10 protein-coding genes are annotated in these 13,019 nt (G+C 37.7%); 5 read left to right on the top strand and 5 right to left on the bottom strand.

The genetic code is table 11. From position 1 onward, the window contains the following. Positions 1 to 142: 142 nt before the first annotated feature. A complete protein-coding gene (locus V192_RS0116460) occupies positions 143 to 442 on the top strand; it encodes a hypothetical protein (RefSeq protein ID WP_025873398.1) in 300 nt (99 codons plus the stop codon). A gap of 133 nt (positions 443 to 575) precedes the next feature. Here V192_RS0116460 and queG read toward each other — a convergent pair whose 3' ends face one another. Beyond that, on the bottom strand, positions 576 to 1,721 hold the full coding sequence (gene queG / locus V192_RS0116465) for a tRNA epoxyqueuosine(34) reductase QueG (protein WP_025873399.1): 1,146 nt from the start codon (positions 1,719 to 1,721) through the stop codon (positions 576 to 578). A gap of 440 nt (positions 1,722 to 2,161) precedes the next feature. Between queG and V192_RS0116470 the strand changes: the two genes are divergently transcribed. Further along, a complete protein-coding gene (locus V192_RS0116470) occupies positions 2,162 to 4,108 on the top strand; it encodes a MucBP domain-containing protein (RefSeq protein WP_025873400.1) in 1,947 nt (648 codons plus the stop codon). A gap of 67 nt (positions 4,109 to 4,175) precedes the next feature. Here V192_RS0116470 and V192_RS0116475 read toward each other — a convergent pair whose 3' ends face one another. Continuing rightward, positions 4,176 to 4,667 carry an LURP-one-related/scramblase family protein gene (locus V192_RS0116475; RefSeq protein WP_025873401.1) on the bottom strand — a complete coding sequence of 164 codons (492 nt, stop codon included), beginning with the start codon at positions 4,665 to 4,667 and terminating at the stop codon, positions 4,176 to 4,178. Positions 4,668 to 4,745: 78 nt separating this feature from the next. Further along, on the bottom strand, positions 4,746 to 5,801 hold the full coding sequence (locus V192_RS0116480) for a zinc-binding alcohol dehydrogenase family protein (protein WP_025873402.1): 1,056 nt from the start codon (positions 5,799 to 5,801) through the stop codon (positions 4,746 to 4,748). Positions 5,802 to 6,023: 222 nt separating this feature from the next. Here V192_RS0116480 and V192_RS0116485 point away from each other — a divergent pair, with 222 nt between their 5' ends. The 3 genes from V192_RS0116485 to V192_RS0116495 are packed head-to-tail and all read left to right on the top strand — an operon-like array spanning position 6,024 to position 10,205. After that, positions 6,024 to 6,965 carry an AAA family ATPase gene (locus V192_RS0116485; RefSeq protein WP_025873403.1) on the top strand — a complete coding sequence of 314 codons (942 nt, stop codon included), beginning with the start codon at positions 6,024 to 6,026 and terminating at the stop codon, positions 6,963 to 6,965. Positions 6,966 to 6,967: 2 nt separating this feature from the next. Next, positions 6,968 to 8,044, top strand: coding sequence for a DUF58 domain-containing protein (locus V192_RS0116490; RefSeq protein WP_025873404.1), 1,077 nt, complete (start codon positions 6,968 to 6,970; stop codon positions 8,042 to 8,044). Continuing rightward, positions 8,034 to 10,205 (top strand): DUF4129 domain-containing transglutaminase family protein, encoded by a 2,172-nt coding sequence (locus tag V192_RS0116495; RefSeq protein ID WP_025873405.1) that lies wholly within the window; start codon positions 8,034 to 8,036, stop codon positions 10,203 to 10,205. Before V192_RS0116490 ends, V192_RS0116495 begins: the two co-directional genes overlap by 11 nt. A gap of 37 nt (positions 10,206 to 10,242) precedes the next feature. On the opposite strand, the gene V192_RS0116500 is transcribed toward V192_RS0116495, so the two are convergent. After that, complete coding sequence (locus tag V192_RS0116500; RefSeq protein ID WP_025873406.1) at positions 10,243 to 11,304, bottom strand: C45 family autoproteolytic acyltransferase/hydrolase; 1,062 nt, start codon at positions 11,302 to 11,304, stop codon at positions 10,243 to 10,245. Positions 11,305 to 11,329: 25 nt separating this feature from the next. Continuing rightward, positions 11,330 to 12,979: a peptide ABC transporter substrate-binding protein gene (locus V192_RS0116505; protein WP_025873407.1), complete on the bottom strand. Its 1,650-nt coding sequence runs from the start codon at positions 12,977 to 12,979 to the stop codon at positions 11,330 to 11,332. Positions 12,980 to 13,019: the final 40 nt, after the last annotated feature.

Consider the following 13,019-nt stretch of genomic DNA (forward strand, 5'->3'; position numbering starts at 1 on the left):
TTATAGTTATCCCTCATTTTAATAATAACAGACAATTGACTGCTTTACTTGATATCTATGCCAAGCTTTTTCACTGTCTTTTCATGACAAACAAAAGAGAACGTGATAGAATACTTAGTGTATAAAAGTGAGGTGAAACTTCGTGGTAGCATTTATTATTTATTGGGCAGCTATTTTGGTCTGCATCGCTTGGGGTGTATTAAGTTTATGGTTTTCGATCTATTATCTTTCTCGTAAAGAAAATGGAAATCTATGGGCATTCGCATTCTTCAACGTTCTTGCAGCTATTGTTTTAGCAATTGTTTTAGTTATTTACAAAACGTGGGATTTTGATATTTCAACATATTCTAGCTTGATTTACACAATTTTAGCTTCATATGGTGTCTTAACAGTCTTGCAAGCTATTTTGGGCCGCGAACCTAAAGAAGCTGCGAAAGCTTAATTTTCTTAGTTAACGATTAAAAAGAGCCCTGTACAAAACTAATTTTTAGTTTTGTACAGGGCTTTAAATCCGAATAAACGGTGGGATCAGAAGTAACCTCTTTTCTATAAGTTTGATTTCTTGTATTTTACATTTATTTTTCTAATTTTTTAATGGCATTTCTGATTTCTTCAAGTACCTCTTCTTCCGGCTCTACTTTCAATAAATCATATAAAATCCCTAACCATTTTTCTGCTTCTTTATTTCCTAATTTTCCAATTGCCCAGACAGCTGTCCCTCTGATCACAGGACGCACGTCTTCTGTTGCACACTTATAAATCTCTGGTAACGCACTGCGGTCACCTAAATTAGCTAGTGCAATCAAAGCATTTCTTTGCAGCGGCTTTTTACCTCGCCACGATCCTGAAAGATGTCCAAATGTTTCCTTAAATTCTTTATTAGAAATGCTAAGCATCGGCTTTAATTTAGGGTAAACAGTATCAACTTCCGGTTCCATTTCTTTATGAAAATGAAAATCCTTGCCACGATTATATGGACAAACAAGCTGGCAGATATCACAGCCATAGATCACATTATGCATTTTTTTCCGGTATTCTTCTGGCATCATATCTTTGGTTTGCGTTTGATAGGACAAACATTTTTTGGCATTCATGCTGCCATTTCCTAGAAGGGCTTGCGTAGGACACGCTGTAACACACCGTGTACAATCACCGCAGCCAAATGGTACTGGCTTGTCCACTTCAAAAGCAATATTGGTCACAATTTCTCCTAAGTAAACAAAGGAGCCGAACTCTTCCGTGATCAATAATCCATTTCTGCCGATAAATCCTAAACCTGCACGCTGGGCTACAGCTACATCCACTAATTCTCCCGTATCCACTTGAGGAGCAAAACGCCAACTTTCAGTTTCTTCAAGACCTTGAGCTTGTGTTTGAATAAATGCGATCAATTTTGACAACCGATCTCGTAGAACATCATGATAATCAATTCCCCATGAAGCGCGGGCAAACATCCCTCTTTTTTCATCTCTCGGAACTTTTCCATCTATTTTAGTAGGATAAGCTAATGCAATCGAAATAATCGTTTTCGGGTTTTCAAATGTTCTCTCCGGATAAATCCGTTCTTCGATCACCTGATGCTCAAAACCAGAGTTGAAACCACGTTCTCTTTGCTCTTTTAACGACTCTTCCAGTTCATAGAAAGGCTCTGCTGAAGCAAAACCGATTTTATCGATCCCCAAGCGTCTACTCTCTGCTATGATTTTTTGTTTTAATGACATGAGATACTCCTTAATTTAAAAGCTGAACAGGCTCGTTTAACTCCGACTGAAAAATAGGGGAAAATAAGAATGACGTTTTTGGTCATAATTATTTTTCATCTTTTTCCCGAGAGGCTAGCCTGTAAAGCTAGATAATATATAGTAACAACGTTCCGCTTTGCTTCAACTTTTACTTAACAAGGCACTCTTATTATAATCTACCCTTTTAAAACTTGTCACCTTTTTGCTTATATCCTTTTTCTAATTTTTTAATCTTTTTTAATCAAAACAAACAATAACCCCTCCTTTATTTTAAACAGTCAAAGTCATTATTTATTAATTATATATATATTTTGAAAAAATAATTTAATTTTTTAGATATTTTTATGATAGAATGGTGTGATAACAATATTTTTTTGTTATCATCACACACCATATTATTAAAAACGGAGGAAACACATATGAAAAACAGTCCCATCACACCAATACATAAGCGGACGTCAATCCGCACAGTTATGCTGCTTGCGCTCTTGGCTCCCACTTTGCTCACAACATCTCTTGTATTCGCTGAAGATAATACAGCTGACACTGAGCAAGTCAGTCCTTCTCAACCTCAAGAAAATCCAGAGACGGGAGATACGACAGCTGATTCTTCAGCAACAGCAGAAAGTTCTACCCCAGAAAAAGATGAGTCAACCGCAATACCAGAAGCGAGCGAAGTAACACTTTCGACAACAGACACTACAAGCGAAGAGGCTACCGCAAAATCCGTTGAACCAAGAGCCGATACGATCACTATTGCTGATCCAATTTTAAAACAAGCAATCCTAGCAAAGCTAGGATTACCTGCAAATAGCGAACTGACGCAAGCAGACATGGATCGTCTAACCTATCTTGATCTCAATTCAACGCAAATTACTAGCCTTTCTGGATTAGAACACGCTACAAATTTAACTTCTATCTATATGAATACAGACAATGGTATCACTGATTTTAGTCCTTTAGAACAATTATCTTCCCTAACTTATGTTACGCTTCAAACAAAAAGTTTAACTAGTGCTAACTTCCCTGATTTAAGTAAGAATACTGAACTGACAAATCTTAGTGTAGCCTCAACCAGTATTGATGATGATGTTTTACCTAAAATTGCCCAGCTGACTTCATTAACACGTATTTACATGGATTCAAATATGAATATCACAACCATTGCACCTTTTAAAGCACTTCCCAATCTAACGTCACTTTCTGTGCAGTTTTGTGGGATCACAGATTTTACCGTGATCAATGCGTTTCCAGTCCTTAATAATCTAGCAGCATTCGGACAAAATACAGGACGCACTGATTTACCCACAACAATCGGTCGTTCTTCTTTAGATTATAACTTTGACCAAGAAACATTGTTCATTCCCTTTGCACTGATGCCAAATCGTATGACAAATTTCGATGGTTATGTACCACCATTTACAACATCGAATTCTGCTAGCAATACCTATCTTGATTTTAATGGCACACAATTACCTGCAAGTCGTTTACAAATCACTGATCAAGGCATTACTATTTCAGGTGTAACAGAAGATGAGTTTGCAAATCTTTCTACCTTTGAATACAATGCTCGTTTAAATAATCCAGCAGGCTCCTACGCTCAACCGCCAGGATTTACTTTTTACGCTATTTCATCTGGAACCTATTTACACCAATTCAACGTCCTTGATGATGGCCAGCCTGTAACGATCCATTATCAAGATACTACTGGAAAAGAGCTGTTACCAAGCGAAATGCTTGCCGGTTTAGTCGGTCAAACATTTGATATCCCAGCACCAGTAATCCCAGATTATGAGCTGACAGAAATTCCTACTAACGCATCTGGCCATTTTTCTGATCAAGAACAGATCGTGACCTTCGTTTACAAAAAGACATCTGCACCGATCATTGAAATAGAAGGAACAGTGGTTGCTCATTATGTAGATACAACCGGTAAGGAAATTAAAGAAATAGTACAAACCGGCACAGTCGGAAACCCTTTTACAACGGAACAACTCGTCTTTAAAGGCTATACATTTAAAGAAGTTAACGGCAACTCAACAGGTACGTTCACTAAAGAAGAGCAGCAAGTCACTTATGTTTATGTCAAAGATGAAGACAACACAGATTCTACTGAATCTACCAGCTCTTCCGAAACAACTGAAACAACCACACCAAGTGCTGAAAAAGACACAAAAAATTCAATTGGACAAGAAACTATCCCTTCTAGTAGCAACAACCAAGCGACAAAAATAAATACCTCAGCTAAAAAGAAACTCCCTGCTACTGGTGAACAATCAAGCTATGCTTGGTTATTTCTAGGTATATTGCTTATTGGATTCGTTAATTATCAATACGTTTTAAAAAAAGTGAAACAAAAAAAATAGATCTTCACTAAATAAAAATACAAGAGCGGACAAAAGTGAAAGTATCCTTTTGTCCGCCTTTGTATTTTTATTGTCCTGATGAACTTGCCGACTCTTCTTGTTTGACAAAATCGATTGCAATCACCAATGAGATGATCGTGTGTTCTAGCGATTCATCATGGATCTCCACTTCAAATGTATCTCCCCAGGTAAACCATTTTTCATTGATCGTAGCAACAATTTTACCTTGCTGTGTAATCTGGAAATGCTTGTCCCACCAGTCACCTTGAATCTCTAAATCTTCTGACTCTATCAGGTAACGAGCTTTAAGAAACGTAAATTTTTTCTCGATCGTTAGTTGCTCTTTGCCGTCTACAGCAACAAAAAATTTTGGCAATAAACTAAACACTTTTTTAGTGATCGTACCAATCGTATTTCCATTCAAGTCTTTGATCGTAAAGACTTTTGGTATTGATAAAAAGCTGCCTTCAACAAAGTATTTGTCTTGTTCCATTTCGTCTTTCACAGTAAAATGGCCGCCTAAACTAAACACTTTTTGCTTGATATATAATTTACTCATTCTCGCTCACTCCTGACTCTCCTAAGGGTTCATTTCTATCATTTTCCCATAAAAAGTGTCAAGTTACTATAACTTTCTTTATTGTTGCTCTTCTATCTCCCCATTGAATGGCCCACTAATAACTACTTTGCCACGCATATGCCTTGCTTCTACATCGGCCGTTGCTTTTTTCAAGTTTCCCGCATTGATCCCACTTGAATATATTTTTCCAATAGTTGGAGTGATCTTGTCTGCGTCTGCCAGCTGAGCAATCACAGCGAGGATTTCGCCTTGAGTTTCCATTTGGTAGCCATAATCCGTTTTAGCAAACATATACTCCCAATCAAAACTAACAGATTTATTTTTCAAAATACTGATGTCTAGCGGTTCTTCTATCCCAACGATCGTGCCTATGTGCCCGAATGGTTTGATTAATTCAGCGATTACACTAAAGTAAGGAATGATATCAAACAAAACAGCAACATGATCCACGTTCTGAACTGCTAACTCAGCGAAGCGTTGCTTTAAATCTTTATGGTAATCAAGTGGATAATCTACACCATTTTCTATTAACCAGTCAAAATTTTTGGGGCTAGCTGTAGCATATACTGTCATTCCAGCCCAGTGTGCCAGTTGCGTTAAAATCGATCCAACACCCCCGGCCCCATTGATCACTAAAATCGTTTTTCCTTGATTGGCATTTTCTTGCGGGATCAAACCGAATTTTTCAAACAATAGTTCATACGCTGTCAATGAAGTGAGCGGTAAAGTCGCTGCATTTTGATCATTCAAATGGCTAGGAGCTAGAGCTGCAATCGCTTCGTGTACTAACTGGTATTCTTGGTTACTCCCTGATCGTTGAGTCGTTCCTGCATAATAAACGCGATCACCAACAGAAAATTTTTTTACATCCTTACCCATTGCGACAACTTCCCCAACACCATCAAAACCCAAAATCTTTAACTCTTTTTGCTTCTTCGTTGCTTGTCTTAATTTTGCATCGACAGGATTTACAGAAACTGCTTTGACTTTTACAAGAATATCTCTGGGTTCAGGAATCGGTATGTGTCTGCGTTCATCAATAAAACTTGCTTCATCTGTAATCGGTAATCCTTCAAAAAAACCGACCACCTTCATGTGTTTGTGTTCATCCATTAAGTTTCCCCTCCGTTTAGTTCTTTATCCACTAGTATGAACCCAATCTTTTAAGATTAATATTGATTTGCTTGCTTTATCAGAACTTTTCTAGACTATCTTAAGAAACTCTTATGACATCTTGCACTGAACGAATGTTACCGATACAATAAAATAAATACACATATTATCTAGCTTTATAAACTTGTCTATATGACTTTTACGATAAGGAGATCACACAATATGCTTGAATCTGCACACACAAAAATTACGCTATTAATTGATGAAATGGAAAAAGTTATCTTGGGGAAACGTGATATCATACAACTAACTGTGACCGCTTTCTTAGCAAGTGGTCATGTTTTACTCGAAGATATTCCTGGTGTTGGGAAAACGATGATGGTAAAAACATTAGCCAAAGCTACACACGGCAAGTTTAATCGAATTCAATTTACACCAGATTTACTTCCTAGCGATATTTTAGGCGTTTCTATCTATAATACAGCGACTCAAACCTTTGAATTTCATCATGGACCAGTATTTTCAACAGTTCTATTAGCAGATGAGATCAATCGAACAACCCCTAGAACTCAGGCCGCTTTATTAGAAGCAATGTCTGAAAATCATGTTACGATCGATAATCATACTTATCCATTGGATGAACATTTCTTTGTTTTAGCAACACAAAACCCTTTGGATTACGAAGGGACATATCCGTTGCCTGAAGCCCAGCTTGATCGTTTTTTATTTAAGCTTCACATCGGCTACCCTGAATTTTCAGATGAATTAAACTTGATTTTGAAGCAAACTGGCAATGAACTGAATCACGTACAACAAATTTTGAACACCTCTGAAATTAGTCAGCTAAAGAAAATCATCGAGGACATTTATGTTGACCCTATTGTAGCTAGATATGCACTCCAATTAGTACATGCTACTCGAAATCACGATGGAATAGCTCTTGGCGTCAGTCCCCGTGGATCAGTTTCGTTCATTCGGGCAGCGAAAGCTTTTGCTTTGACTGAAGGTCGGGGGTACGTCACACCTAATGATTTACAGTATATTTTACCAGCTACTTTTGGCCATCGACTATTATTAAAAGGAACGCAAACAGCCTCGCAAGAACAATTACAAGACATTTTTGAACAGATCATCCGTCGAGTACCTGTTCCGATCAGGAAATAGCCATGAAACGCTATAAAAGTAACAACCTTATACGTATGATCGGTATCCTTATTTTTTACATTGTCACTTTTTTATATACGATCATTTTTAACAATTCAACTGGTTGGCTATTGTTTTTCTTCTTGACGTTTCTGTTGTTGTTGGATCTTGCGACCTTACTTCCATCGCTAAAAAAGATTCAGATTCAATCAACAGAACGCTCGATCTACAGAGTTGACCAATCTAGCAGCATTGAAATAGAAGTCTTTCGTTATCGTCCAACCCTTTGGCCGATTCCAACACTAATGATTTTTTTCAGTCCAAATAGTTCAACAAACACGCATTATCTAGCGTTATATTCCGGTCAAAAACAGGAATTGATTTTTGAATGGTCTCCTTCTCAAAGAGGCGTTTTCCAAGAGCTTGCCTTTGATTTTGTCAGCACCGATCTTTTTCGACTATTTTCCAAACGTATCAGGACAACAGCAAAAGGTCCTTTTGTGGTCATGCCTGCGCTACAGTTACATTTAGCGGAACAAGTTTACCAGCAGCTATTGAATCTATCGTCTGATTTGGCTAGCCCATTTGGAAATCAAACCTTTTCAATTCGAAATTTTCGCAGCTACCAAATAGGTGATTCTTTTCATTTAGTTGACTGGAAGCAGTCTGGAAAAAGAAATGAATTGATCGTTAAAGAGTATGAACATGAATCGGAAACAGATACTCATTTTGTATTTTATGGCTTCGCACATGAAAAATTTGAGGAAGTCCTATCTATTTACTATTCATTTATTCAGCTAGTTGAAAATAAGTTGTCTTTTCAACAAACAATCATAGCAGATTTTCCATCTGATACACCGAGAGAAATGATTCTGGCGTCGGCAACACCTTTATCAGAAGTAGACGATTTACCTGTTTGGACCAATAAAAACATCGTGATTTTTGCGCCACACAAAACAGAGCATTTGATGGAACAACTATATGCTCTAACTAGAAATAATAATGTCTTTTTAATCTCATTTGAGGGTGAAGCTCTTTCTTTATATTGGAAGGATCACGTGCAGGTGATCAATAAAGGAGGTCATATACTTGAGAAATAGGTTAAAAGAGAAATGGCCTTTTGCCGTACTGAGTTTTTTCATACTCCTAACAGCTAGTTTGCCTTTTTTAAAGGTCTATAATCTAGCACAAGAAAAGACGATATTTTTTGTTGGAATGTTGGCTTTGCTTTGTATTATGACTTTACTCGTTAAAAAGCAAATAATTATTTTCCCATTTTACTTACTTAGTTATTTGCTCACGCTCTATTATTATTTTCCTGATCACCACTCTTTTGGTTTGTCTTGGTTGGCGCATTTTGTTCAGAAAATTCTGGATACGTACCTGAAAATGCTCAGTGGTGAAATCAATTATTTGCCTGATTTTTTTGCTTTGGCAATTATTTTCTTTTTGCTGATCCTATTGAGCGGACTTTTGATTCGCTATGAGCGTTGGTTATTCGGCTCTATGCTGTTGATTGGCTATTTGCTTATGTTAGCGGTCTTTAATAAGGTGAATTTAGGTCTTCAAATCATTTTGATCATCAGTTTTGCTTTGCTTTTTTACGGATTGAAACAGACACCTTATTTAGTCGCTAGAAAAGAAAAAAGAGCATTATTTTTAGTGAGTGGCTCAGCTCTAGTCCTGCTTGTTGGGTGCTCGTATTTTTTCCTAGCTTTCTTTCCCCAATCACAGAATTTTTTGTTTACTCAAACTGCCGGCGTTCGTAATTATGTAAATCGACAAGGAATTTACCATCAAATTGATGCCTATGGTAAAAGTACTGTATCTAAAGCTGGTTTTAGTGAAAATGACGCCCAATTAGGTGGTCCAATGTCTGATGATCAAACCGTTCTTTTTACGGCAATACAGACGAGTGAACATTATTGGCGCGTGGAAACTAAAAATTATTACACAGGAAAAGGCTGGAAAAATACTTCTGAACTGCTCACGACTTCTGTAGAGCAACCGATGATCGTTTCAACTAATCCTGAATATCAAGGAGCTTTAGCTAATGAAACTGACATCACATTGACTTTTAATACGCCAAATGATTATCTACCTTATCCTTACGGAACTATTTCGCTTCCCTTAGATGAGCTTGGGCAAGTAGAACAAATCGAAGATAAGCAACGAATCAACTTTTTGAAGAAACCTACATCGCTCCAGCTTACTTGGCAAAAAACTAACTTTACCCAAGAAGCCCTAACCCAAGTTCCTTATCAGCCGTCTCAAGATGCTAAAAATACCCACGTTCCTCTTACAACGCCAAAACGGGTCGAAGAACTGGCTATTTCACTTACCAAAGATCAAGAGACGCTTTACGATAAGGTCAAAGCAATTGAACGCTATCTAAAGCAAGAGGGTGATTTCCGATATTCAAAAACCGACACACCTTTCACTCCACAAAACGAAGATTATGTTGATTATTTCCTTTTTGAGTCAAAAGTGGGGTACTGCGACAATTTCTCCAGTGCCATGACGATCCTACTTCGTTCAATCGGTATTTCCAGTCGCTGGGCAAAGGGGTTTTCTCCTGGGGAAATTACCAACAATAAAAACTCAGACTATCAAGAATACACGATTAAAAATAGTGATGCCCATTCTTGGCCGGAAGTTTATTTTGAAGGATTTGGTTGGGTTCCATTTGAGCCCACACCTAGTTTTGTCAATGAAGTTAGTCAGTCCACAGCATCTAGTACGTCTAGCACAACTAGCCAAACGAACTCTTCAGCTGACGTATCTGCATCTTCTGAAACAAAAAATTCAACAGTGACTACTTCTAGCAGCACTAGAGAACAATCAGCTAAAAAAAATCCGCAAGATTCTATGGCTAAACAATGGCTTCCTATTTTACGCAACATCGGGATCGGCTTATTGATTATCGGCTCAGTAGTTGGCAGTTTCTTTTTGAAAAAATACTTTTTCTTGCTTCGTTTTCGGCTATATCTCAACATTCATCCTAAGCAATTTGCTAACGCCTATGTTCTATTATTGCGTAAGGTGGAACATGTTTTACCTAGGGACACAGAAGAACCCTTAGCGCTTTATGCTCAGCGGTTTGAACAGGATTATTCGGAATTTCATGGCAGCTTCATTCAACTAACAGCCTTATATGAGCATAGTTTATACGGCCATGTAAAAATTAGAAAAGCTGATTATGCTGGATTATTGCTTCATACGGCACGCTTACTTACTACTTTAAAGCAACGTAAAAGATAAAAAAACAATCAATGTCAAAAAAGACATTGATTGTTTTTTATCCAAACCATTGCTTGAATTGATAAGTATGAAACGGTTGCTCACACGCATTTCCAAAGGCTAAATGCATTTCACCTTTCCCTAAATCGAAGACCATCGAAGCCAAGGACTTGGATAAGGGATGTTCTGGTGACGGATGATTGCAAACGCTTTTTGGAAAATTACGATGATTAGCTAAAAACTGTTTGCCTAACGTTGCATCAATAATACCAACATTTTCATGTACGATTGCTTCCATTGCTTCAAAACGAGAATGAGATGTTTTGGAGCCGCCCTCTTCTGGTTCTTCTAGGGCAATGCTATTATGATTGGCATGAATCATTACATCTGCTGGCTCGTGTTCATAAATTTTATTTGGGAAACACTCAAAACTTGCGATCCCTTCAGTCGAATGAGATAAACTAAATTGGTTCGGTACAGCATGAGGAATGCTGTAGAGGTATTCTTGTGCTTCTTTTAAACTTTTTTTGTTGATCAGCTCTCGGATGATTCCAGCAGTTGGAATTCCTGCCTGACGCTGTCCATTATCGATATATGTCCACATTACAGCTAAGCCATAATTGTTCATTCCCATATAAGCTGGAATTCCTGGATGACTGTAAATCAATGCCTCAAAATCAGAGTCACGATCAATATGATGCACAACACAATCAACCTCAGAACGATATTCATCAAGACGCTCATCATTTGTTTGACCACAAATCACAGAACCATCAAAAGTCGCATTTCCCTTAACAGCAAACGACGTACATTTATCGCTAATTAATTCATCAAAAAAGGATCGTTCATAAACCGTATATAAATAGAGGATCTCTTGAAAATCCAACCCGCTGCCCTGTGCAACGCCACGCATTTCAGCGACTACATTTGGAGCGAATTTTTCTGTGAATTCCAGATAACCTTGCGCTTTTTCCAGCCACTTAGCAAGGATTTCAGCAGGGTCTTTGTAAAATAATTTTTGACTGGATAAGTTTGTTTCGATCTGCATTTTTAATACCTTACCGATTTCAACGCCACGTTCAAATGCCGTGCCTGTCACTTGGATATATCGATGAATCATTTAAATTCCTCTTTTCTATTTTCGGTTACTCTTTAATGGATGTCCATTTATAATCGTACTCTGGGCCAGAAGGTAAAATACCTTTGATTTTTGGATTACGTAAATGTGCTTCGGCTTTTTGATAAACGGGACAAACGCCCATCGTATCCATTAAAATAGTTTCCGCTTCAATTAAATCATTCCAACGTTTTTTAGGATCACCTGCATTTGTTGTAGCAGACGCTTTCAAGTATTGATCGAATTCTTTGTTATTATATTTACCACTATTATTGATATTGTCAGATACAAATAATTCTAAAAAGACGCTAGGATCATTGTATTCCGCGCCCCAGCCTACTAGAATCATATCAAAATCACCTTTATTACCACGTTCCAAGCGAACCGAAAGTGGTACAGATGAAACTTCAACAGTCACACCTTTTAAGGTTCCTTGAATGGCCCCTTGCATGTATTCTACCACTTTTTTTGCAGAATCAGCATCTGATGAAAGTAAATTGATTTTAAGTGTGTCGATGCCTAATTCTGTTTTTGCTTTAGCCCAGTATTCTTTGGCTTTTTCTGGATCATATTTCAAATGATTACCAGAATCTTTCACGAAATCAGCTTCTGTTTCTGGATTAAACGACATGTTTTTCGGTACTAAGCCTGTCGCTGCGATCGATCCATCACCTAAGACTTGGTCGACTAACGTTTGACGATCTAACGCAAAGGAAATTGCTTTTCTCAGATTTTCGTTTTGGAATTCTTTTTTGGTCTGATTATATTCTACGTATGTCGCATTTGACATATCTTGTGAGAAAAATGCCGGATCATCTACCATTTGCTGAGCTAGCTCACCCGTTACAACGATGTCGTCCGTTTGGCCATCTTGAAACAGATTTAACGCTGTCGCATCTTCTTTTACGACATCAAAATTGATTTTTTCCATCGTCACATTGTCTTGGTCCCAATACTTCTCATTTTTCACATATGCCCATTTAGTATCTGTTCCTGCTCCTTCAAATTCACTCAATACAAACGGTCCATTGTAAACCATATGATCACTTGAACTAGCATACTTTTCCCCATTTTCGCTGATGATTTTTTCATTCTGCGGGAAAAATGGTGGTAAAGACAATAATGATTCTATATATGGCACAGGTGATTCTAGTGTTACTTCTAGTTCATGGTCGTTCAATGCTTTGACCCCTAATTCTTTTGCTGGTGTTTTACCGTCCATGATTGCTTGATAGTTCTTGATTGATTCAAATAGATACGCAACTTCTGAAGCAGTTTTTGGTTCAACTGTCCGCTGCCAACCATATACATAATCCTTTGCAACAACAGGATCACCATTTGACCAGACTGCATCTTCACGTAGTTTAAACGTATAGACCAAGCCATCTTCACTGACTTTCGGCATTTCTTTTGCACCTGCTGGAACCAGTTTTCCTTCTTTATCTGCACGGAATAATCCTTCACCTGTATTTTTTAGCACACCCCACCCGACAACATCGTTTGTGACCGAAGCATCGATCGATGGAATTTCTTGTTTTGCTACAACTGAAAATGTTTGTTCGTTGTTTGCTGATTTTTGACCAGTTTCGCCAGTCTTTTCTTTACCAGAACCGCATCCGCTAAGCAAAATAATGCAGCTTGCAGCAGCTAGTAAATACCCTAATTTTGTATTGCTCATTTAGTAACCTCCTACACGATTGAAATTTTAAAAAATATAA

Source organism: Enterococcus crotali, from assembly GCF_000633635.1.
Classification (GTDB): domain Bacteria; phylum Bacillota; class Bacilli; order Lactobacillales; family Enterococcaceae; genus Enterococcus_L; species Enterococcus_L crotali.